The sequence below is a fragment of the Gracilimonas sediminicola genome (assembly GCF_024320785.1).
Taxonomy (GTDB): Bacteria; Bacteroidota; Rhodothermia; order Balneolales; family Balneolaceae; genus Gracilimonas; species Gracilimonas sediminicola.
Genome location: NZ_JANDBC010000001.1, coordinates 571,180 through 595,559 on the forward strand (window position 1 = coordinate 571,180; position 24,380 = coordinate 595,559).

Annotated in this window: 19 protein-coding genes and 1 tRNA gene; 10 read left to right on the forward strand and 10 right to left on the reverse strand. The window is 42.6% G+C overall.

Annotated elements, in window-relative coordinates:
• Positions 1-54: 54 nt before the first annotated feature.
• The 3 genes from leuS to NM125_RS02640 all read right to left on the reverse strand — a co-directional run bounded on the left by leuS (position 55) and on the right by NM125_RS02640 (position 3,497).
• The gene (gene leuS / locus NM125_RS02630; RefSeq protein WP_255132581.1) at positions 55-2,586 is read right to left on the reverse strand and encodes a leucine--tRNA ligase; all 2,532 of its coding nucleotides are present in this window, start codon (positions 2,584-2,586) and stop codon (positions 55-57) included.
• 330 nt (positions 2,587-2,916) lie between these two features.
• Positions 2,917-3,294, reverse strand: coding sequence for a type II toxin-antitoxin system VapC family toxin (locus NM125_RS02635; protein ID WP_255132583.1), 378 nt, complete (start codon positions 3,292-3,294; stop codon positions 2,917-2,919).
• Positions 3,291-3,497, reverse strand: a complete 207-nt coding sequence (locus NM125_RS02640) for an AbrB/MazE/SpoVT family DNA-binding domain-containing protein (RefSeq protein WP_255132584.1) — start codon at positions 3,495-3,497, stop codon at positions 3,291-3,293. Before NM125_RS02640 ends, NM125_RS02635 begins: the two co-directional genes overlap by 4 nt.
• A gap of 210 nt (positions 3,498-3,707) precedes the next feature.
• Here NM125_RS02640 and NM125_RS02645 point away from each other — a divergent pair, with 210 nt between their 5' ends.
• From NM125_RS02645 to NM125_RS02665, 5 genes are all read left to right on the forward strand, one after another.
• The gene (locus NM125_RS02645) at positions 3,708-5,432 is read left to right on the forward strand and encodes a DUF885 family protein (RefSeq protein ID WP_255132586.1); all 1,725 of its coding nucleotides are present in this window, start codon (positions 3,708-3,710) and stop codon (positions 5,430-5,432) included.
• Positions 5,433-5,795: 363 nt separating this feature from the next.
• Positions 5,796-6,656 carry a PEGA domain-containing protein gene (locus NM125_RS02650; RefSeq protein WP_255132587.1) on the forward strand — a complete coding sequence of 287 codons (861 nt, stop codon included), beginning with the start codon at positions 5,796-5,798 and terminating at the stop codon, positions 6,654-6,656.
• Positions 6,657-6,697: 41 nt separating this feature from the next.
• Positions 6,698-7,759, forward strand: a complete 1,062-nt coding sequence (locus NM125_RS02655; protein WP_255132589.1) for a hypothetical protein — start codon at positions 6,698-6,700, stop codon at positions 7,757-7,759.
• Positions 7,753-8,730: a DUF5683 domain-containing protein gene (locus NM125_RS02660; RefSeq protein WP_255132591.1), complete on the forward strand. Its 978-nt coding sequence runs from the start codon at positions 7,753-7,755 to the stop codon at positions 8,728-8,730. Before NM125_RS02655 ends, NM125_RS02660 begins: the two co-directional genes overlap by 7 nt.
• Positions 8,731-8,732: 2 nt before the next feature.
• Entirely contained in the window at positions 8,733-10,955 is a 2,223-nt protein-coding gene (locus tag NM125_RS02665; protein WP_255132593.1) for a fibronectin type III domain-containing protein, read from the forward strand.
• A 44-nt stretch (positions 10,956-10,999) separates the two neighbouring features.
• On the opposite strand, the gene NM125_RS02670 is transcribed toward NM125_RS02665, so the two are convergent.
• The 7 genes from NM125_RS02670 to gatB are packed head-to-tail and all read right to left on the reverse strand — an operon-like array spanning position 11,000 to position 18,812.
• On the reverse strand, positions 11,000-12,052 hold the full coding sequence (locus NM125_RS02670; protein ID WP_255132595.1) for an acyl-CoA reductase: 1,053 nt from the start codon (positions 12,050-12,052) through the stop codon (positions 11,000-11,002).
• Positions 12,049-13,044, reverse strand: coding sequence for a LuxE/PaaK family acyltransferase (locus NM125_RS02675; RefSeq protein ID WP_255132597.1), 996 nt, complete (start codon positions 13,042-13,044; stop codon positions 12,049-12,051). The genes NM125_RS02670 and NM125_RS02675 overlap by 4 nt, the downstream gene beginning before the upstream one ends.
• A complete protein-coding gene (locus NM125_RS02680) occupies positions 13,044-13,910 on the reverse strand; it encodes a hypothetical protein (protein WP_255132599.1) in 867 nt (288 codons plus the stop codon). The genes NM125_RS02675 and NM125_RS02680 overlap by 1 nt, the downstream gene beginning before the upstream one ends.
• Before the next feature lie 4 nt (positions 13,911-13,914).
• Positions 13,915-15,192, reverse strand: a complete 1,278-nt coding sequence (gene purD, locus NM125_RS02685; protein ID WP_255132601.1) for a phosphoribosylamine--glycine ligase — start codon at positions 15,190-15,192, stop codon at positions 13,915-13,917.
• 3 nt (positions 15,193-15,195) lie between these two features.
• Positions 15,196-15,963, reverse strand: a complete 768-nt coding sequence (gene tpiA, locus NM125_RS02690; protein WP_255132603.1) for a triose-phosphate isomerase — start codon at positions 15,961-15,963, stop codon at positions 15,196-15,198.
• A gap of 15 nt (positions 15,964-15,978) precedes the next feature.
• The gene (locus NM125_RS02695) at positions 15,979-17,340 is read right to left on the reverse strand and encodes a peroxiredoxin family protein (RefSeq protein ID WP_255132605.1); all 1,362 of its coding nucleotides are present in this window, start codon (positions 17,338-17,340) and stop codon (positions 15,979-15,981) included.
• 23 nt (positions 17,341-17,363) lie between these two features.
• A complete protein-coding gene (gatB, locus tag NM125_RS02700; RefSeq protein ID WP_255132607.1) occupies positions 17,364-18,812 on the reverse strand; it encodes an Asp-tRNA(Asn)/Glu-tRNA(Gln) amidotransferase subunit GatB in 1,449 nt (482 codons plus the stop codon).
• A 162-nt stretch (positions 18,813-18,974) separates the two neighbouring features.
• On the opposite strand from gatB, the gene NM125_RS02705 reads away from it, so the two are divergent.
• From NM125_RS02705 to NM125_RS02725, 5 genes are all read left to right on the forward strand, one after another.
• On the forward strand, positions 18,975-20,405 hold the full coding sequence (locus tag NM125_RS02705) for a T9SS type A sorting domain-containing protein (RefSeq protein ID WP_255132609.1): 1,431 nt from the start codon (positions 18,975-18,977) through the stop codon (positions 20,403-20,405).
• A 51-nt stretch (positions 20,406-20,456) separates the two neighbouring features.
• Positions 20,457-21,263 carry a dienelactone hydrolase family protein gene (locus tag NM125_RS02710; RefSeq protein ID WP_255132611.1) on the forward strand — a complete coding sequence of 269 codons (807 nt, stop codon included), beginning with the start codon at positions 20,457-20,459 and terminating at the stop codon, positions 21,261-21,263.
• 104 nt (positions 21,264-21,367) lie between these two features.
• Positions 21,368-21,766, forward strand: coding sequence for a hypothetical protein (locus NM125_RS02715; protein WP_255132612.1), 399 nt, complete (start codon positions 21,368-21,370; stop codon positions 21,764-21,766).
• Between the two features lie 11 nt (positions 21,767-21,777).
• The gene (locus NM125_RS02720) at positions 21,778-24,129 is read left to right on the forward strand and encodes a T9SS type A sorting domain-containing protein (protein WP_255132614.1); all 2,352 of its coding nucleotides are present in this window, start codon (positions 21,778-21,780) and stop codon (positions 24,127-24,129) included.
• Positions 24,130-24,248: 119 nt separating this feature from the next.
• Positions 24,249-24,332 (forward strand) — tRNA-Leu (locus NM125_RS02725).
• The last annotated feature ends 48 nt before the right edge of the window (positions 24,333-24,380 follow it).

Here is a 24,380-nt window from a genome sequence, read left to right on the forward strand (position 1 = left end):
ATCGCCAAAAAGATATATCAGAGCCGATGGCCAAAGCCGACTCAACGAGCCGGTTTACTTGACTACCAAGTTCACAATCTTCCCGGGCACAAAGATCTCTTTCACCAGATTTCCATCAGCAAGATATTTGGCTACGTTTTCTTCTTCCTTCGCTAAGCCCAGCACGTACTCTTTGTCTTTGGCTTTATCGGCATCCACTTCAATATCGGCGCGGACTTTCCCATTCACCTGAACCGGATAGGTGATAGAATCAGCCTTCAGGTATTCTTCGTTGAACTGAGGCCAGCCTTCGTAAGCCAGTGTGTCTTCATGACCCAGCATTCTCCACAATTCTTCTGTGATATGCGGAGCAAATGGATTCAAAATCTGAATAAATTCTTCAGCTACCGATAAAGGAATTTCATCCCATCCATTGGCTTCGTTCACAAAAATCATCAGTGCGGAAATGGCGGTATTGAAACGGAGTCCCTCAATATCTTCGCTTACTTTCTTGATGGCTTCATGGAGAGGCTTCAGGTGTTTTTTCTCGGCCTCCACATCCTTCACCTTAGCAGATATCTCTCCGGAATCTTCATCTACGAGCAAGCGCCAAACCCGATTCAGAAACCGGTTCACACCTTCCACACCCTTGGTGCTCCAGGGCTTTACTTGCTCCAGCGGTCCCATGAACATCTCGTATAATCGCAGCGAGTCGGCTCCGTATTGAGCTATGATGTTATCAGGGTTGATGACATTACCGCGACTTTTGGACATTTTGTGAGCCCGGGCTTCCACTTTCGTATCGGTGCCTTTGAGCACAAAGCCCTCACCCTTCTTCTCTACTTTGTCTTCAGCAATCTTATTGCCATCGGGACCGGTGAATTCCATTTCACCCAGTATCATCCCCTGGTTCACCAGCTTATTAAATGGTTCTTTGGTTGAAACCACGCCCATATCGTACAGTACTTTGTGCCAGAAACGTGCATACAGCAGGTGCAGAACCGCATGTTCGGCTCCCCCTACATACAGATCTACAGGCATCCAATATTTTTCATAATCCGGATCTACAGGACCTCCATCAAATTCTGGACTGATGTACCGCAGATAGTACCAACAGGAACCGGCCCATTGCGGCATGGTATTGGTTTCACGGATGGCCGTTTTCCCGGTCTCCGGATCGGTGGTTTCCACCCAATTTTTTGCATTCGCCAGTGGCGGTTCGCCATCACCGGTGGGTTGATATTTATCCACTTCCGGAAGCTCTACCGGTAATTCAGATTCCGGCAGCGGTTTTGGTTCCCCATCCACATGGATAATCGGGAACGGTTCACCCCAGTAACGCTGACGGGAGAACAGCCAGTCGCGCAGTTTGTAATTCACCGATTTGGTGCCGGCACCTTTCTCTTCCAGCCAGGTAATGATTTTATTTTTGGCTTCTTTGATTTTCAACCCATTCAGGAAGTCACTGTTTATGGCAACTCCTTCTCCGGTGTAGGCTTTTCCTTCAAATCCTTCTTCCGGCTGAACCGTGCGAACGATTTCCAGATCAAATTTCTCAGCAAATTCCCAGTCTCTTTCATCCTGACCGGGTACGGCCATAATGGCTCCGGTTCCGTAACTATCCAGCACGTAATCGGCAATCCAGATTGGGATTTGCTTACCGTTGGCCGGGTTGATGGCATAAGCCCCGGTAAAAGCGCCCGTTTTCTCTTTGTTCAGTTCCTGTCGCTCCAGGTCCGATTTCTTGGCCGCTTCTTCCTGATAATCAGCAATCGCCTGCTTTTGATCTTCGGTCGTGATTTTATCCACCAGGTGATGCTCGGGAGCCATCACCATATAAGTAGCACCAAAAATGGTATCCGGTCGTGTTGTAAAAACCTTCAGCTTTTCATCATGGCCTGAAATCTCAAAATCAATTTCTGCCCCAACCGATTTCCCGATCCAGTTGCGCTGCATTTCCTTCAGCGACTCCGGCCAGTCCAGATCTTCCAAATCCTGGAGCAATCGCTCGGCATATTCTGTAATCTTCAACACCCACTGGCGCATCGGCTTTCGGATAACGGGATAGCCACCAACTTCACTCTTGCCGTCAATGACTTCTTCATTCGCCAGTACGGTTCCCAGTTCAGGGCACCAGTTTACAGCAACCTCATCTTCGTACGCCAAGCCTTTTTCATACAGCTTCAAAAAGATCCATTGGGTCCACTTATAATAATCCGGGTCGGTGGTATTCACTTCGCGATCCCAGTCGTAACTGAAACCAATAGCCTGCAGCTGTTCCCTGAATTTATTTACGTTCTTTTCTGTGGTGATTCGCGGATGTGTTCCCGTTTTCACCGCATATTGCTCGGCTGGTAATCCAAATGCATCCCAGCCAATTGGGTGAAGCACGTTGAAGCCTTTCATCCGTTTGTAACGGGCAATGATATCCGTAGCCGTATATCCTTCCGGGTGACCTACATGAAGCCCCGCCCCACTTGGATACGGAAACATATCCAGCACATAATACTTTGGTTTGGATTTATCGGTGGGCGTTTCAAAGGTTTTGTTTTCGAGCCAGTGTTGTTGCCATTTGGACTCGATGTCGGCCGGATTGTAAGAGTGCATTTATGCTTTTTTGGATTTCAAAATTCTCAGAGCATTAAAGATAAGACAATCCTGTTTAACCTTTGAAATGGATTTTGGGGTTAATTGGGGAGGTAAGAGAACTTTGAATTATTCAGTTATTCTTTTTGACCAAAAGAATTTCAATCAAGGCATCCTGAAATCCTTTAAATCAAGGTTCTAAAAATGATGTGATGATTGCTTGGGATGTTTGAACCATGATTAGCAGGATTATCTGATTACCATGATTCTTTGGAGCGGTTGAGAAATACTATGAGATCCTTTTCTTTTTCCTTCTAATCAAGGGCATCCTGAAATCCAATAAATCAAGATTCAACCCTTCTTCGAAAAGTATTTCACCCCTTCCAGCCCCTCGAAATCAGAATCTAAAGTCCAGAGCTCAGCCTCATATTTTTGGGAAATTGCATAAATCATGGAGTCTGCCATAGGCAATTTTAACTCCGCATTTATTTGTGCAGCCGTAAGTGCAATTTCCTGATCCACCGATACCTCCTTACCATTAGCCATGAGCGCTATCCCATCCAGCGCCTTTGATTTTCCCAGCTCCCTATTTAACACTTTATAGACTTCATAAAAACAAATGGAAGGCACCAATAACTCTTCATCATTTTCAATAATGGGCTCAAATGTATCTGCATATTTACCATCCGTGAAATATTCCAGCCATCCCGATGAGTCTAAAACATTCAAAACCGATCCTCCTCCCGCTCAATGGAAGTATCAATACCCTTGGCAAAACCTCGCAATGATTTTGCTTCAGGAACGGGAACAACCTCGATTTTTCCATCTATAGGAATCATCCGTACACGTTGACCTGCTTTCAGGTTCAGAGATTTCCTAACCTTAGCAGGAATAACCACCTGAAATTTTGGAGATATTTTTACTGTTTCCATAATGTTTTACTATTTATTGATCGATGGAATATATGTAAAATATGCCTTTTAATCTCTTTATCTATCACCAAAAGAAATAAATCTTAAGCCTTATTCAGAAGAAAATGGGACATTCATAAAAATCCATCTCAATCCTTAACAAATTCCCCATAGCAGTTCTGCCGGTTTTTTCTTTTCATAGCTTTCATATTCTTAACAAAGCGGGAATTTATGCGAACATCATTGCTGGCCTTTTTTACTTCACTTTTTCTGTGTTCTATTCAATATGAAATTCAGGCTCAGACTACCTTTTCTTCCATTGAAGATGCCATTATTGTTTACCAGGAAGATTCCGGGGCATTATCCAGGAAATATTCTGTAGAAAACTCCGAACAATATTTCACCCGTTTTGATGACTTTTATACCCTGTGGCTGAGCTACCTGGATGAAATTAACTTCCGTGAACTGGCTCATCCTGATAAAGTGGACTTCCTCCTTTTCAAGAATGATCTGGAACGCTCCTTATACTTCCTGCAAGCTGATCGCCAGCGGTTTAACGAGGTTTCGGAACGTATTCCGGCCAAAAATGGAATGATGGATTTTATTACCGAGAGAAGGTCAGGTACTTCCTTGGATGGAAAAGAGGTAGCCACCCGGTTTAACAATTGGCATTCAGAAACAGCTACTTTGCTGAATGAACTGGAGCAAACCCTCAAGCTTTCCAAACAACAGGCCGGGTTAGTAGCCGGTATAATTGAAGAACGAAGAGAGGCGATTACCGAAGCCTATGAGTTTTACTATGGCTACGACCCGGATTTCACCTGGTGGGTGGAGAAACCCTATGCAGCTCTTACGGCCTCTCTTGAAGAATATGAAAAAGCCCTTGCTCAACACTACAATCAAAAACCAGAAGATGATGACGGTTCAGGAATCATCGGTAACCCCATTGGTGAAGATGAAATTATCCGCCGGCTGGGCTTCGAGATGATTTCATACACGCCTCAGGAACTCATAGATATTGCCAACGAACAGTATGCGTGGACTTATAATGAAATGCTGAAAGCCTCCCGGGAGCTGGGCTACGGCGATGACTGGAAGGCAGCCCTGGAGTATGTAAAGACAACACACGTCCCCGCCGGAGAACAACCTCCGTTGGTTAAGGATTTAGCAGACGAAGCCGTCACCTTCCTGGAAGAAAGAGACCTGCTCACCATTCCACCCCTGGCCAAGGAAACCTGGCGCATGGTAATGTTGAGCCCGGAATGGCAAAAAATTGCCCCCTTCTTTTTGGGTGGAGAAGTGGTAAGAATAGCCTATCCCACTAATACGATGACTCACGAAGAAAAAATGATGAGCATGCGGGGGAATAATCCTCACTTTTCCAAGGCGGTAGTCCATCATGAACTCATTCCCGGCCATCATTTACAGCAATTTATGAACCGGCGATATGAAACCCACCGCCGGATGTTCAGAACGCCTTTCTGGACGGAGGGATGGGCACTGTATTGGGAGTTCGTGCTTTGGGAAAAAGATTTCCCTGACAATCCGGAAGACAAAATCGGGATGTTGTACTGGAGAATGCACCGTGCCGCCCGTATTGTGTTTTCACTGAATTACCATCTTGGAAACTGGTCGCCACAGGAATGTATTGATTATCTGGTGGATAAAGTCGGCCATGAATATGCCAATGCCGAAGCAGAAGTACGCCGCTCGTTTGAAGGTAACTATGGTCCGTTATATCAAATTGCCTACATGGTTGGAGCCATGCAGTTTTATTCACTGCGACAGGAACTGGTCGAGTCCGGGCAAATGACCGAAAAGGAATTTCACGACACCATCCTCCAAAACAACAGCATTCCCGTTGCCATGGTGAAAGCCTTGCTCACCAATCAGGAATTGGACAAAGATTTTAAATCAACCTGGAAGTTTGGGGATTACATAGAGGGGATGAAGTAGATAATCCGGGTCATCCTAAAATCCCATAAATCAAGGTTCAAACTTGGAACCATGATTTGTGGGATTGGTGGATTTTACCTGATTAATGAGTTATGATAAGCAAGACCGATATTTTTACCCTTCTAATTAGAAGGCAAAGGAAGTAACTGAATTTTCTGTTTTTAGTTTATTCCAAATTTACTATTCTACAGAAAAGTTAAAAGTTTTACTTCGTCAAGAATGAACAGTTGTTATCAGGTTCATAAGTTTTTCTTAGCCTTCACTTTTATAGTTTTCTTTTACTCAAAAAGTTTAACTGCACAACAAGCAGATTCGGTTTCTTCCTGGGTTAAAGTAATTGCCAACCTCGAACAATATTATATCGTGGTTGATAAGAAATTTGAAAACCCTCACTTAATAAAAAGAGGTGACAGTGTCCGCATAAATCCTGGGAAAAGTCATATAACCGTTGTCTGGAGAACGATCAATGACCACTCATTCACTATTAATGCCAAACCGGGAGAAACTGTCGGGAGGCAGATCGTCCACACTTTCCCTCCCTACCCAAAAACTTCTTATAAAGCAATAATAGGAGAACCTAATCTTACAATTATTACCGATCCTAACTCTTCTATTTATTTTGATGGTGAATATGTAGGAGAGCATATTGCCAAAGTTGTAGCTTTAACAGGTAAACATAAATTAGTTATTAAACATCCTGAATTTGGAAGTTTAACAAAAAGAATTGACACAAAAATCTATGAGCAAACTCATATAGAAAGATATAATAAAAGCCCTTCCGACCTCTCATTTGCTACACAATTATTACCCGGAGCCGCATATGTTTCAAAAAAACAGAATTATAGAGCTGGAGTAACCTATGGATTATTGGCAGGCCTCTCTATCCAGCTCTTTAGGCAGCAGAAGGCTTATACAAATAAGAAAAATGAATTTAGTAACTGGAAACAACTTTATAACAGATCTCAAACAACTGAAGAACTTATTGAATACAGAGAGAAAGCAGAAAAAGCCCAAAGGAATTTGGATAAAATTAGTGAAAAATTTAATGCATACCTCTTAGGTCTGGGAGCTGTGTATATAATATCTACACTTGATGGGATTAGGAAACCAAGACAAGGCTATAAGCATAACTCAAATAATTTCTATGCCAATGCATCAGTATCTGCAGTTTCAATTATGGATGGAATTGTTCCCCAACTAACTTTAAAGTTTTCATTGAAATGAGACGCCCCTTGATTATCATACTGACTTTTTTTGCTGTGTGCATGAGCCTTTCATTTGGATGCAAAAGAGCTCCGACTTTATCTCTTGATAATGAATTAGATCCACAAGCCCCCTCCTTCAAACCAATAAAACCTTACAGTTTAGAGTCAAGGCTCGTGCCTTATAACTGGGTTCAAAAATCGGTATTCTTGGAATGGCGACTCAGAAACGGTGAAGGTCAATTTGTGGATGGGTACGTAATTAGCAAATCTGAAATTGATAGTACAAATCATGAAATAATAGCACTTAAAAGCAAAAGAGAATATAATTCATTCAATTATCAAGATTATTTTAAGTTTGAGTTCCATGACAAATCAGTATACAATGGGGTTTATGCACATTACAAAATCCAATCATTTTATGTGCAAGATGATGACACCGCGTATTCTGATCCAGTATTTACTTCTTTTGAAGCAATGGGTTTTCAAATAGATTTAATTATAGAGCCCTTCAAGCAAGAACCTTATATGACTTTCAATTGGAGTAAACAGTCGTTAACTGCTAACGACAAAATTGAATTCTACTACAAAGAGTTTGAGCATTCCGAGCCCGTATTAATTGGTGAAGATTCAATTTTTAACGAAAGTAAGTCTTTCGTCCTTAACTTAAACCTGAATCCAGACTCAAAGTATTTTTACAGAATAGTAAGAGGCGATATCGAAGGGTATTTAAATGAAATTTATCCTTTAAAATATTTACGTGATCTATATTTCTTAGATGGATCTGAGTTTTCTGAAAACGATATCGAACTTCAGATAGGTTTTCGTAATGACACATCTTATGTAAAACCTGTTATTGAATCTTATCAAGTAAGAATTTCTGAAACTCCGATCCATCACTCTGATTATGCTACTGATCCAGACACAACTTTTTTTAAAGCATATTCAGGTGGTTTTTCCCCTCCTTCCGAAGAAGTTTTAATTACGGGACTGAATGAATCAAAACTTTACTTAACAGAGCTTTTCGGGGTTCGTGGAGCGTACCATACTCATAAAACCTGGGGAACCCTTTACTTTGACTCTACTTCAACAGGAACCTGGAGACTAAATACAGACCCATGGTAAAATATCTTTTTATATTCCTCTTATTCCCTTCAACTACCTTATTAGCTCAAGAACAATCCGGTTTTATAAAATTCGAATTCAATACCGATTCAGCCTACGTAATACCCGGAAATGATCTTTTAGATGCTGTTAAGATTGCCTCAGGAGACACTTTAAAATTTAGGTCTGGTATTCATCTGATATCTTTACAAACCCACTTTGATAAAAGCGAAACCTCTTATATACAGGTGTTAACTGACTCTACAGTGACCTATTCTCATAGATTTAATGACAGAAATTTTGGGACTGCAATCCTTACTAATAATGTAGCTGCGCGGCATTATTATGATGCTAACGTTATTGTTCTTACTGACGAGGATTCGGACATCTATTACAATGGTAAATATCAGGGAACCGGTTTCGCAAAGTTTAACACCAATCAAGAAATTGGAGACCTTGAAATTGAAAATCCGGATTTTGGGAATACGAAAAGACGATTAAACATACCTGAACCAAGACTGACGTTTATTGCCGACAAATTAAGGCCAGACAAATCGCAATCCAGAATCTACTCTGTATTTCCGGGTCTAAGTCAATTTTACAAAAAACAGCATTTCAAAGCCCTTCTGTTTGGGGCTTCCACTGCAGCCTTATTTACTTATGCCGGTCTGAAATCCTCCGATTACCAAAGAGAACTGGATCTTTTCCATGAATATCAGGAAAAGTATAACAATGCCAATTCTGAACAGGAAGCTTTGCGTTTAGGTGATTTAGCTGAACGCCAGAAATCTGAAGTTCAGCGAATAGACAACCAGCGCCGGGGGTTATTACTGGCAGGAATTCTAATCTATGGATATAACATCTACGATGCTTTTACAAGCAAGCCTGCTGGCGGTTACAGGAAGAAGCAAAAAGATTTACAGTTTTACCTATCCCAGAAAGAGATTACAGGAAGTGTAGGAACCGTTGGAACATTAAGATATAATTTCTAATCATGAAGAAGTATATACTCTTTATTCTGTTCTTTATTTTTGGATTACTGCTTTCAAACTGTAGTACAGGGCCTGATTTTGAGCGAGAAAACTCCAGAGACCCCGCTGCAGGGAACTTTCAACCCAACATGCATTCTCTACAAGTTGAGTTAAATAATGATAAAACTGTTACTCTGAACTGGAAAGATGGGTCCGGTTTTGAAGACGGGATAATTATTGCAAAAAGTCTTGGAGAGAATGGCTTATTTACAATTTTAGACACTCTTTCTGCAAATAGTGTCAGTTATACGGACAACTCAAAATTGCTAGACCTAAATACAACTTACTTTATAGGAGGATTTAAAAATGGCACTACTCCAATCGATTCTTCCCGATTTCTTTCAAGAAGGTTAGATTTTGGTGAAATGCAGGAGATAAATTACACCTCGATAGGAAATGAAATTACTCTAAACTGGAGCTCTTCTTTGACTTATGCAGATAAATTTGTGATAACAGGAAGTGAAGATGGCACTTTATCAACTATCATTGATACCGTAGACGGAAATAAATCAGATTTAACTTTTCTGGTTGATTATGAATCCTATTCAATGGACCTCAAAGTATCTGCATTATTGCTTAACCATGAAGATGAGCTGGTTATAATTGATCAAAAGACAAAGGCACGCGCAGCCTTTAACCTTCCAACCTTTTCTGGATTAACTTTAGTGAATGAAGCAATCATCAATCTGTCAATTACTGACCATTCCAGCTTTGATGATGAATTTATTGTTTATGAAAGAACAAGATCAGCTTGGCATCAGCCCTATTCTGAATTCATTCCCATAGATACGGTAGCTTCAAGTGGAAATATCTTTATAACTAAGAATGAGAATAACGATCGAGAGTATGCAATTGCAGCAATTTATCAGAATAAAAAATCGGGATTGTCTGAGCCAATAGAATTAGACTTTATATCAGCACCTCCCTATATCGGAGAGAATGTTTTTACCTCGGTATCACCCACCTCTGTGAAATTAACCTGGATAGATGGCAATTCCGAAGCTGGACGGCCCTCTACATATCAATTTGAACTCTATCTTTACAATTCTGAGACCGATGAATTACTTCGACAAATCAATATCCCACCAAGTGAGACGGAGTATACCATTGACAATCTTAATCCCTCGATTAAGTATGAGTTTGTTCTCAAGACTTATAACTCCCGGACTCCAGATCCAATATCTTTTTCAGTCGAAACTTCCTTAGAAGAGGTTGACGCTTTTTTTATGGCTCGAAATGATGGTATTGATGATGCTAAAATATTGGCGAATCAGGAATTAATTGTTTACAGCCCCAATCAATACGGGGCATCCGGTTTAAAAGTATTTGACCTTAATACAAATTCCTATCAAACCATTTATGATACTGGTGAAGACCAAAGTGAATATGAAGGTAAATTCATTGAAGATTTTTCTATTACTGAAAACTTAGAACTTATTGCAACTAATAGGACTGTTACAAATGAATATACTGGAGAAAAAAATTCTTTCATTTATGTGATGGACAAAAGTTCTGGAACACCAGTTTACTTTAAAAAACAACTATCTCGCAATAGTAACGAAGACATTTATCTTGCTGGATTTATTTCTGAGACTGAATTAATCTATATTTATAATGATTCATACTCAGAAGGCAAACTTAAAGTGCATAAATGGAACTTCTACACAAATGAAACTGAAAAGATATTTGAGAGGCACCGATTAGAATATTCTTCTTCATACATAGATAATGATAAAATCTTGATCGGAGCTGCATATGCTGGTATAGGTTTGTTGGTATTGAGTAAGGATGGGGCTGTTATTCATGATATTCCAGAACCTTATTTTGGTGAAACGGTATTACAAATTGACCCATCAAGTGTGCCAAATAGTTATAACTTGAATATAAGTGAGACACTTTATAGATATAATATTTCAACGAATACAACTGAAAGATTTGAAGATCTAAATTACATAGATTCTTTCATGGAAGTTTCACAGCACAATTTAATTTTAAGCAACCGAGGGTATTATTTAAATTTTACAGACCTCAACACTGGTTCACGAATCTATAGCCTTTATGACCCCGAAAGGAATTTTTCATTTCAAAATGGGGCATTCCTTCCAAATAGAAATCAGGTTCTTCTTCAATTTGGAGAAAGAATTAAAATCTTTGATGTTAAAGTTGATTGGGTAACAACTAATTAGAATTGTTGCTGAGAAACCTACTTGCATGTATTAGGATCAGCCCTTTAAACTAGGCTTTTCACTACATCCACCCCATCCGGTTTCCACCAAAGGTTGGGGCGTTGGGCCTTTGCCAACTTCTCCGTCTCTATCCCGGCTATTTCTTTTCCAAAAGTATAAACCGACTGCACCTTCTTTCCGAATTGAGTTTTTAACTCTCTGACTTTCTCCTCTCCTCCTTCTACCCAGTTTACCGTAAAGTCGGTGTCCGGCAGCTCCTCTGATTCCTGGATCAGGAAGTCCTCCAGCCAAAGCTGACTTCTTTGCACGGCTGCGTTATAGGCATATTGATACTGTAAATCCGGAGCGGGTCTTTGATGTTGAGGGTTCAATTCCCAAAATTCTCTAATAGCTTTTTTAAGTTCTTCTTTGACCTTCTTCAGTCCAAAATTGGCAACCACTACAGCTACCGACCGACAGCCTTTCCCGCCGTATCTCAGCATTGCTTCAATCAACTCTTTTTTTGTCTCTTCATTCCAGTCCTCCAGGTAAGCGATGGAGAATTTGGCCGTCCGGATGATATACTCTGCATTCTCTTTTGCTACCTTCAGCTCCAGGATCTTTTCTTTTACTTCAGAAACGGATTCTTCAGATCCGGCAAATACAACGTTATCGGCTCTCAAGTCTTTAGAATCATTCAAATCGGTGGAAAACCGAATTTGCTGATCCAGACCTGCTTTTTTCACTTCTTTTAAAAATGATGAAAGCAGATAAGGGTCTTTTCGGGAGAGTTTACCGTGATAATCTGCGCCGGATAAGAGGGCTCCCAATGCAGTTTGAAAGCCTACCAACGGCAAATTACCGGCATGCAGGCACAGTACTTTTGTTCCCTGTGCGTTTTGGGCATTGTTTAGGCCGGAGCGTTTTACCCATTCCTCAATTTCATTGTTACCTATATTCTCTCTTAAAACCGAGAGCTGAAAATCGATGTCTTTTTGACTGAAGTGTCCTTCATCCACCGTTTTCCGAATTGCTTCCTGCAAAGATTTATTTTCAGGATCCAGCCATTCCTCTGTCACTTTTCTGATGCGATCGATATGTTTATCAAACCATCTCAATCCTGATCGATTAAGAAATTACATCCGCGCAGGTTGTCCGGGTTCCATCGCCCCAATACCTGGAATTTTCCATCAGCCCGCTGGAGGCCTTTATCGCCGGTTAAAATAAAGGAACAGGAATACAGGTTGGCCAGGTCAATCACTCCGATTAATCCCTCCTCCCCATACTCTGCTTCTTCCATGGGATTCTTCGGGTTTCGGATACTCACATTCATCCACGGAACACACTCAAACCACTCTTCTTCCTGGCTGTAAGCCTGACTTAACAACTCAGCCATCCCATATTCGGAGTGAACCTGCGACTTGGGTAAGCCAAAGCCTTTCGCCAATTGATCATGCAATTCAGTCTTTGTAATCTCCCGCCGGTGCGTCTTCATTCCGCCCGTTTCCAGAATTACAGCATCTTCCGGCAACCGGATCTTCCCCTTATCCAAAATATCCAGCAGCCCAAAAGCGGCTCCGAACAGCATCAGTTTCTTTCCGGAATTTTGAACCTTTTTTAACTCGGCTTTATTTATCGGCTGGCCAAGATCCATAAATCTGCTCAAGCCTGATTCTTCCCGCTCCATAAGTGCGTTCAGCATCCAGATCAATGAAGAGTCAGGGTTCTCGATATAGCCCGGCGTGTACGCCCAAATCACGTAATCGTCCAGTTCATAGAAATGCTTCATCCCCCTGATAATCGACTGGTGGTATAACTCCGGGTCGGGAACAACATGCCTGCTTCGACTCATTCCTGACGTGCCACTGCTTTGAAATTCTAAATTTTGGATTTTGAATTTTGAATTTTCAGGAGCAGTGAGCACTTCGGTGTCTTTGAAGGCCTGAATAGGTAACAGGGGAATTTCGCTAAGCGAAGTTGCTTCACCGATTTCTAAAGCCTTGCAAAAGCGTTGGTAAACCGGGTTATTGTTTCGCTGAAACTCGAAGACCTGAACGGCCTTTTTTTCTAAAGATGTTCCAGCATCAAAAATTTCTTCCGGGGTAATCATTATTCGGAACTTGGGATTTTGTACAAGTTACCTGAGCTTAGAATGAATATCATTCCATCCACCACCTGCATATCTGTGGCTTTCAAATCAGTAGATAGATTTATGTTTCTTGTCTGCCTTGACCGGTTTTCAAACTCAACCCGATCTGAAAAAGCTCTCCAGATTCCACCTTCGGTGGCAAACAGGGCTTGAACTCCATTGGCAGTAAAGAACCCTTCATAATTGCCATTCAAGGATAACCGATGAATCGTTTCTGATTCTTTGTCGAGAATCAAAATTTCCCGGGAGGTCACGTTCATTTCATCTACAGATTTCACTTCTGACGGGATTCGGAATTCGTCGAGTAAGTTGGAATCCAGGTCAAAACGGCGAATGTAGTTTTCTGCTTCATCCACAAAAAAGACTTCCCCCAGTCCGTTTACGGCTACCTGAGTGGGGTTATACGGGCGGTTAGTTCCAAATGCATCACTGGCAGAGATACTGCTCAGATACTGTCCGCGACGGTCAAAAACCTGTACACGACGATTGTTGAAGTCTGTGACAAAAATTTTTAATCCGTTGGTGGCATCCACATCCACCGGCTTGCTGAACTGGTAATTTCCCCCCCCTTTCCCCCCGATGGTGTCCACTAACTTTCCGGAATGATCCAGTTTCAGCACCCTGTCTTTACCCTGTTCAACTACATATACCGAGTTCTGGGTGACGTATAATCCCGTCGCATTGTCTAATCCCGAATGCAGAGTTTGAAGAGATTGGCCGCTTGTATTGGGAATGATTAGAATAGAGAACAGAAAGGAGCAGCAAACCCGAATGATTACCGGAAGTAAACCAACTTCATCATTCAATGTTCGGTGTTCAATATTCAATGTTCTAATGCTTAAGGCCTTTCGCCCCAATATCGCTCCGGTAATAGGCTTTGTCAAAAGCTATTTTTTCTACTTCGGCGTAGGTGTTATCAATAGCCGTTTGCAGATCTTTTCCGGAGCCGACAACATTAAGCACCCGTCCGCCATTGGTAAGAATTTGATTCCCTTCTTTTTTGGTGCCTGCGTGAAATAGAATGGCATCCTTAACATCATCCAGGCCGGTAATCACCTTTCCTTTTTCATATGATTCCGGATACCCGCCTGATGCTAATACCACGCAGCATTTCACTTCATCGTCAAAGTCAATATTCACAGTATCCAGTTTGGATTCGGTGCAAGCCACTATGACTTCCAGCATATCGGCTGTTAGCCGGGGGAGTATTACCTGGCATTCCGGATCTCCGAAACGGCAGTTGTACTCAACCACTTTGGGGCCTTCTTTGGTAATCATCAACCCGCAGTACAGAATTCCGGCATATGGATTTCCTTCTTCTTTCATCCCCGAAATGGTCGGTTCAATAATCTCTCGTTCTACGCGGTCCAGAATTCCAGTTGATACCACGGGAGCAGGAGAATACGCACCCATTCCGCCGGTATTCAGCCCGGTATCGCCCTCTCCGATTCGTTTATGATCCTGGGCGTTACCAATTACCTTGTACGATTCCCCGTCAGATATGGCAAAGACCGAAGCTTCTTCCCCAATCATAAACTCTTCAATTACTAAACGGCTGGCTGCATCTTTGAGAGAATCACTGGTCTTCAGCTCTTCCAGAACTTCCATAGCCTCGGCTTCAGTTTCAGGGATGAAAACCCCTTTCCCGCCGGCCAAACCATCAGCTTTTAATACCACCGGATATTTACCCTGTTCTTTGATGTAGTCAGCGGCTTCATCAAAGTTGTTCTGATCAAAAACTTTATACGTGGCTGTTGGGATGTTGTGCCGCTGCATGAATTCCTTGGCAAATTCCTTACTCCCTTCCAGCATAGCTGCCTGCAATTTCGGACCAAAAACCGGGTGATTCTTTGTTTCCAGGAAATTGGCAATACCATCCACCAGCGGCTGCTCAGGGCCTACAACGGTGAGGTTGATATCATTGTCCTGAATAAAATCCCAAACCTGATCAAAGTCACTAATGGAAAGGTTTACGTTCTCTCCCACTTCCGCAGTTCCGGGATTCCCGGGAGCAATGAACAGCTTATTCAGTGAAGAGGATTGAGCGATGGCCCAAGCCAGTGCATGTTCACGTCCACCGCTTCCCAGTAACAGAACGTTGTATTTCATGGCTCAGGAAAGTTCTTCGGCAATGGTGATAATTTCAGAAAAGCTTTCGGCATCGAGGCTAGCACCTCCTATCAGTCCGCCATCCACATCGGGCTGACTTAACAGCTCTTTGGCATTGGCCGGCTTCATGCTGCCACCATACAGAATATTGATTCGGTCGGCGGTGTCTTCGCTATACAATCCACCAATTACTTTTCGGATATGCTCGTGCATTTCCTGTGCCTGCTCCGGCGAGGCCGTTTCCCCTGTTCCAATAGCCCAGATTGGCTCGTATGCAATCACTACATCCAGTATATCTTCTTTTGAAATATCAAAAAGAGCGGCTGTCACCTGGTTTTTAACCAAATCGTAATGTTCACCTGATTTTCTCTGATCCAGGCTTTCTCCAACACAAATGATTGGAGCCAATTTATGCTCCAGCGCTTTATGGGATCGTTTGTTCACCGTTGTATCCGTTTCCCCAAAATACTGACGGCGTTCAGAGTGACCTATAATCACGTAATTGCATCCGCTTTCCGCGATCATGCTTCCACTCACTTCACCGGTGTAGGCTCCGTTTTCTTCAAAGTGAAGATTCTGCGCTCCTACCTGAATGTCGGTGTCATGAAGGTAATTGACGGCCATCCCGATGGATACAAAAGGCGGACAAACCAGTACATCTACATTTTCGTCAACTTCGGCTTTCTTTTCTTTGAGTCCTTCCAGCAGTTCGGCTGCGTCATAAGGACCGCAATTCATTTTCCAGTTACCGGCTATCAAAAATCTTCGCATGGTGTGAGTGTTTGTTTAGCTTGGTGAGTTACTGTTATCAAATGCTTTGTTCAATCCCTGAATTACTTCCTCAAATTCGCCGCGTTCGTACTTGCGGATCAGGACTCCGTTTTCGTCAATCAGGAACCGGGTGGGCACCTGGACTACATTGAATTTCTGTATGATATTCTGAACATCGAATGAACCGATTTCGGCTACCGACCATACCTTGCGTCGGTCTTCAAAAAATCCTTCTACGGTGAGCCGGCTTTCATCCAGCGGGATGGTGAAGATCTTCAGCCCATAGTTTTTATAAATTTCATGAATGATCACGGTACGATCGTAGTCGTTCTGATACTCAGGGTTGGCCAGAGGAGATATTTCCAAAATGTACACATCCCCATTCAGAGAGGAATTACTTACCGTATCACCGGCCAGCGTTACAAATGAAAAGTCGGGAGCCTGAACGCCCGGAGCCAGGTAATTCAGGTCGTAACGAATTCGGCGGGCCCACTTTTTAGAACCGGAGCCGGTGTACTGTTCTTCATAGCTGTTGAGCAGTGTTTTGGCTTCCTTCACGCGGGAACTGTCAAAATACATCATAATTTTATCCCGCTTAATGGCTTCCTTAACCGATTCATCACCCGAAATCTGCACCAGCGAATCCAGGTAATTGGAAGCGGCATCAAATCCTTTGGTCTGTGCGATGTACGGCTTGGCGAGATTCAATGCAACCGATACCGTGTAGTCATTTGGAAGTGCGGCATCAATCCTTTCTAACATCGTGTTCTGGTCAAAACTGCTTAAGATCTGAACCGATTTTTCAGCTGCCAAATAAGCCGCAAATGTATTCTCATGCTTTTCAAACACTTCCCAGTACAGGTCCGACCATTTTTTTACCTCATCAATAATTTGAGAGTCAGGGATAGCTCCGCTTCTGGCAAAAGCACCTATTCGCTGAAACCCACGATTTACACGGGCTAACGTTTCCATGGCTTCATGCTCGCGGGAGCTAACCTCAATCGTTTCGTTCAGGCCCGGAAGCTCTCCGGTAACCGTCAGCGTATCACCGGCAGCCAGAATTACCCCTAAATTACCAAGATTGGTCTCATTCCTGCTGATGATCATGTTGTAATAACTTTTCTCAGGGAAAGTAACGTTACCCATAAAAGTGCCTGCTTCATTCGTAAGCTCATGGAACAGGGTATCAGTCTTTGCATTGGCAGAATCGCGGAATACAATAGTAACTCCGATACCGGAAAAGTCATTACTGTCGTCAACGGAATCAGCTACCGTAAAGGTGCCTTTTACAACGGTTTTCAGCTCTTGGGGCTCGTTAGAACAAGCGGCCGTTAACCAAACTAAAGCAACGATAGAATAAAGTGCGAAATGTCTCATGTTCAACCTAAATGACTGTATTTTCAGTCGTCTAATTTTTTTGAAATTAAATCTTTAACCAACTTTGGATTAGCTTTCCCTCTGGACGCTTTCATTGCCTGTCCTACAAAGAAACCAATCAACTGTTTTTTACCATCCTTATAACGTGCAACCTCATCGGGATTGTTGTCTATTATTTCGTCCACAATGGGTTCGAGGAAACCGGAATCGGAAACCTGAATCAGGTTCATTTCTTTAGCCAACGCTTCCGGCTCTTTATCTTCATCCAACATAGCATTAAAAATCTGCTGCATAGCTGAAGAATTAATCTTGTCGTCTTCTTTCAGCTTCACCAGGTCCGAAACCCGTTTTGCTGAAATGGAAAACTCGCGAATGTCGATGCTTTGCTCATTCAGTACCCGAAGTACTTCACTCAATACAATATTGGAAGCTGCTTTTGGATTTCCGAGATGCTCCACCACTTCCTCGTAATAATCGGCAAGGTACCGGCTGTCGGTAATGGTTACTGCATCATCTTCGCTCATCCCGAAGTCTTCCATAAATCGCTTGCGGCGTACATCAGCAAGCTCGGGCAATTCTTCACGGATCTCATCCAGCATTTCATCGGTAACGATAATCGGAGGAAGATCCGGCTCAGGGAAATAGCGGTAATCGTGAGCCTCTTCCTTAGAGCGCATTGGGCGGGTCTGCATTTTTGCGGTATCCCACAAGCGGGTTTGCTGCACAACCTCGCCCCCATCTTCAATCAGTTCAATCTGACGATAAATTTCATACTCTATAGCCCGCTCCACATTCCGGAACGAGTTCATGTTCTTAAGCTCGGTTCGGGTTCCGAATTTCTCCCGGCCGCGTGGACGAACAGACACGTTCGCATCACAGCGCAAACTTCCCTCTTCCATATTACCATCACAGATTTCCAGGTACTGCACAATCTGCTTAATCTTGGAAAGGTAAGCGTAGGCCTCCTGCGGAGTTCGGAGATCCGGTTCCGATACAATTTCAATAAGCGGCGTTCCGGCCCGGTTTAAATCGACCAGTGTGTTGTAGGGATCCTGATCGTGAATCGACTTTCCGGCGTCTTCCTCCATGTGAATACGGGTGAGCCCGATTCGCTTGTCATATTCTTCCAGGCTGATATCCACAAAGCCGTCAAAACAAATGGGCGTATCGTATTGGGAAATCTGGTAGCCTTTGGGAAGATCGGGATAGAAATAATTCTTTCGGGCAAAAATAGATTTTTCAGCCACATCACACTTGGTGGCCAGCCCCATTTTAATGATATAACGAACCAGGTTTTCATTCACCACCGGCAGCGTTCCCGGGTGCCCCAGGCAAAGCGGGGTAACCTGAGTGTTAGGAGCTCCGCCATATTCGGTAGTAACCGGGGCAAAAGCCTTACTTTGCGTTAACAATTGGGCGTGAACTTCGAGGCCAATCACCGCCTCGTACTTCTCGTGGGCAATAGTGCTCATTAAAATTTTGTGTATCAGGATTTTTCAGAGCCTGAAAGATATTAAAGTTGAGGGTTAGTTTTGAATGTTTCTTACAGAAATGAAGGAAGCTTTGGACCCGGGCTTTAAAGATGAATAATTGCTACCTATCTATTACATTAAATAAAGACATTCCTACTACTTATGAAGAAGTGCCTACTCATACTTTCTTTGGCGTTATTTGGAAGCACGCTTTCCTTCGGGCAGACTACAATTAAAGAAGCTTATTTCCATGAGCTGAAAGGTCTGGAAGATTCGAGTGGAGTAACACATTTGTTTTACAGATTAAGAGTCGATGAAGTGAATAGGTTTGAATGTAATGACAAGGTTGAAACCTATTATATGACAACTAATAATGTTTATCACTATTCACCCGATACAAGTGACACCACTAAATTTTTAAGCTATATGGGTGAATCTTGTACGGGCAACGAAACAAGATATATCCTGGACTACCAGTTTTATAGCAATAACCCTGACAAATGGATTTCCAATATTTCCTATGGATATGTATTTGGAATAAATGACCACTTAGGAAATATCTTGAGTTTCAATTATCCTATAGTAATTAAAGAAATAGGAGGCTCCGAAAAGGATCAACTAATACCAGACGAGTTTCTACTTTCCCCAAATGGTGATTCTCTCTATGTCAGAACCGGTTCTCACACAAATATTCCTTTCTCTGGAAATGGTGAAGAGTGGCCTGTTTTTGAAAATTATGATGAAGCGATACATTATGCTGACTCTGTAGCCATTGAATGGAATATAATTGATATCCATCCAACAGTTGATTCTCTTTATTTTGGTAAAGGAGGTAGTGGACATCTTTACAGAAGTACTAATTATACCGGAAATTTCAAACTGGCTGATTCTTCAGGATCGCATACAAAATTAGCGTTTGATGCCGACTCTTCAACCATCTATTCATTAGTTACGGTCAGGCAGAATTCAGAATATAAACGAAAACTTTTGATCTCTGAAAACCTTGGAGTTGCAGATTCCTGGAGCCAATTATCAATTCCAGAAACAGAAACAAGATTTGAGTTTATTACTACTGATCGTGAAGTTCCAAATCAGGTTCTATTGGCAGATTCAAATATTGTTTACTTGTCAGATAATGCCTGGGAAAGCTTTAATGTGGTTTATAATTCTGAGGATGCAATCACCGGCCTCTACAAAAAACCAAATTCAAATCTGCTGTATGTTTTAACCCGAAAAGAACTTTTGGAAGTTAATATCCAAACCAAATCGGTTACTTCCCTGAAACAAATTCCCGTTAGTAACGAGGTCAATCAAAATGGTATCCCCAAACAAGTAATCCTAAGCCAAAACTACCCCAACCCCTTCAACCCGATTACAGTAATCAGTTATCAGTTGACAGCGAACAGTTTGGTGCAGCTTGAGGTGTTTGATGTAACCGGGCGAAAAGTGGCTGTTTTAGTAAATGGAGAACGGAAAGCAGCAGGAAGCCATCAGGTTACGTTTGAGGCTGGGAATCTTGCTTCAGGAGTTTATTTCTATCGTCTGGAAACAGCCGGACAAACACTCACCCAAAAAATGCTGTTGGTGAAATGATATTCTGAATTCACCGGTTAATCCATTATTCCATAATTAAATACTTTTGCTATGAAATCTGCTCTTCTTTCCATTTTCGCATTTCTTTTGTCTGTATCAGTTTTTGCCCAGGATTATGCCATCCAGCAGCTGGAAAACTCACCCCGACATCACGAATGGGTGACGATCGAATCCAATGACCGGACATTGCACAACTTTGTGGTTTATCCGGAAACATCAGAGCCCGCTCCGGTAGTAATTGTCATCCATGAAAACCGCGGACTAAACGACTGGGCGCGAAGTTTTACTGATCAGCTGGCCGGTGAAGGTTTTATAGCTATTGCACCTGATTTAATTTCAAATACCGTTGAAGGCATCGAGAAAACAAGCGACTTTGAAACTTCGGATGCTGCCCGTCAGGCCATCTACAGCCTTGAACCTGATTTTGTAACTGCCGACCTGATGAACGTACTCGAATACGCCAAAACTATCAAAGCAGGAAATGGATCTTTTGCCGTAGCCGGCTTTTGCTGGGGCGGTTCACAGTCCTTCCGCTTTGCCACCAATGCCGGAGAGGCCATCGATGCGGCTTTTGTCTTCTATGGAACCGGTCCCGATACCGAGCAAGCCTACAGCAACATAGAGGTTCCCGTATATGGGTTCTATGGCGGCGATGACCAGCGCGTGAATTCTACCATAGAACGGTCAGAATCTGCCATGGAGAAGTTTGGCAAAACCTATAAGTATGAAATTTACGAGGGCGCCGGGCATGCTTTTATGCGGCGCGGAGATGACCCTGAAGCAACTTCTGACGATCCGAATGTAATAGCACGAAATAAATCTTGGGATCGGCTGGTTACTCTGTTGAGTGATCTTTAAAAGATTAAAAACCGGCAATACAACGTTCAGGTATTTACGTATTCATTATTGATATAAAAGTTGTACTTTTTTGAGAAGCTAAGTTCAATCAATCAATTTCCGTTTTGAAAAACCTTGTATATATCGTCCTGATGGGCCTGTTGGCAGCAAGCTGTGCTTCTTCAGACAAGAAAAGTGCACCAAATAACCAGGCTGCATCTGACGTTCAACCTACAGCTGCCCTACAGGATTCATTGGTAACACAGGCTTTCAGCGCAGCAGCTGATACTGTCGGGCTTACCAAAGTTACCGGTCAGCTGAACTACACCGGCAATGAGCCTTTTACCCGGCCGGCCTTATTCGTTTCCGGTTCTGAAGCTTATGTACTCATCGGTGATCAGACGTTCATGTCCGAGACATTTAATGAACTGAATGGAAAACGGGTAACGATTTACGGTAAAATGAAAAAATCCAAAAATGCAGCTGAACTGGAAGTGCATTATTACAAATTGAGCGAACAATAAGATTTAAGACTATGAAGAAATTTTTACTTCTCACGACCACATTACTGCTATTCACCTCAATGTCTTTCGGGCAAGAAAAACGAGTACCGGAAGTACCAACCGCTCCTCAGCTTCAACCGAAAAGCTTCCCGGTCCATGTCAGTGATAAACTGAACAACAGTGAACTGGTGCAACGTTTACGGGCAGAATCCTCAACCCGGCCGAATCGCAACAAATCCATGCTTATAGTTGATGAAGAGGGTGATGAGCGGTCTTTCTTCGTTTATAATTTTACAAATGAGTCATTTACAGCGCGTGACTTTCGACTCATCAAAAAAGGCAATTTGACTCAAATCTGGTTTGAAATCTCTGAAATTGAGAATGGACACCTGAATGAATCGGTAGCCGATAGCATGTTTAAGTATCTTGAGGAAGAGTCCAATTCGTTTTCTTTTAATCCCAACAAGGGAATTATTGAATTGAGTAACGAATACCTCGGAGATCCACCAAATTATGATGGTGATAACCTCGTGGATTTCCTTATCACTGATATAAAAGACGGCTGGACAGAATCAGGTGGCGGAGGTTACACCGCTGGATTCTTTTATGGGGTAGATCAAAATACAGACCCCGGTCCCGGAGGAAGTTATCGCTCCAACGAACGGGATGTACTGTATATCGATTCATACCCCGGGATTTATAGTAACGGAGAAGCAGACGCAACCCGGCCTTTGGGAACCTTATCGCATGAATATCAGCACTTGATCCACTACAGGTACAATTCTATTCAATCAGAACTGACTTTCATTAATGAGGCACAATCCAATTTTGCCTCTCTATTGAGCGGGTATTTTCCACATTCAAGCTACGGCAGCTATCTGGCTGAAACCAATGTGCCCTTGTTCCAGTGGAACTCCGGTGGAAACACTTTGCCTGATTACGGACGTGCTGCATCGTTCGCAAGCTATATGTGGGACCAGCTTGGATTTGAGAATTCGGGAGCACTTACTAAAAACCCAGCAAGTGGCCGTACCGGCATTGTTAGCACATTCAATAACCTTGAGGCTCCCTTTACCTTCGAAGAATTTTTAGTGAATTGGGGGGTCGCTAACCTTATTAACCAAGAGCAGGTAGATGACAGGTTTGGATACGGACATCCATTTCTTACTAATCTTCGTGTTCCTGTCAGTTATGAAGACCCTGATATTTCTTCAAAAACATATGAAGTAGAGAGTGGGGCGATTGAATATATCGGTTTTCAACAAGCTCAGGATTTCGAGATTTCAGTGACAGCGGGAAATACAGAGGTTGGTGAAATTCGAGTAATAACAAAATCCGGCACTAATACTGAAGTACATGTGCTTAATAGTGGAGAGACTTTCACAACACCAGCCGGAGAAGTTTTTGACAACACATACATTATGCTTGTCAATACCGACACGGAGTACCAAACCAGTGACCCTGTAACCTTTACCGTTAACTCTTCCGGTGAACAAACCTATAATCTCACTACGTCCAGCACATATACTGAAGCCTCAACCTACTATTGGGCACTGCCTTATTATAATTCTTCAAATGTTGGCCGGCTTGGGTTTAGCAATGAATTTACCATCGGTTTTGATGCCCTTGTACATTCACTGGAGCTGTATGTAGTTGGCGGGCAGAATACCGACGGCGAACCCATTGAAGTTAAAGGGCAAGGCACACTTCGTATCGCTGCTTATTCTGATAATAACGGAGCACCCGGCCAAGCCTTAGCTGCCGATTCCATAGATTTTTCTCAAATTGGAACCGGGTGGCAGACTTTTAATGTCACCGACTGGGATCTGGTTTTGGAGCAGGGAGATGTAATCCATATTGTATATGAGTTAATTGTCCCTACAGTAGATAGTGACGTCAATTCTATCCCTCTCCGGCTTGATGACGGCAGGGGTGTACAAAACGTAACAAATATTATCACGCAAAAAGGTCCGCTACAGTTTAACCGAATTTTTGAGTATGAAGAAGACACAAATGGAGATGGTCAACCTGACCAGACTGTGGGCCAGCATGGCGTTTGGAATAATTTAGTGCTTGCAGAAGCTATCGTTACGAATACTGAAACTGAAAATTCGCAGCCCGATAAATTTAGGTTAAGTCAAAATTACCCCAATCCTTTTAACCCAACCACCAACATCAACTTTAGTCTGCCCAAAACTACGGATGTGCAACTGACTGTTTACAGTATGCTGGGACGAAAGGTGGCAACCTTGGTCAATTCAACGCTACCGGCCGGAGATCATTCCATAAGCTGGGATGCTCAGGACTTGGCCTCCGGATTGTATATTTATACCATCCAGGCCGGTGACTTCTCCCAAACCAAGAAAATGGTCTTCATGAAATAAGGATTTCTCTTTCAGAAATGCGAAAGCCCCGATAGAAGTGTCGGGGCTTTTTTATTGAATTTCTGTTATGAATTGAATTTGAATTCTCTTTATCTTTGAAATCTGTTACTCACAAAAATGCCCGAGTGGCGGAATTGGTAGACGCGTGCGCTTCAGGTGCGTATGCCCTTACGGGCGTGGAGGTTCAAGTCCTCTCTCGGGTACTAAGCCCCGCAAGACGTTGTTCTTGTGGGGCTTTTTTTGTGCCCCGG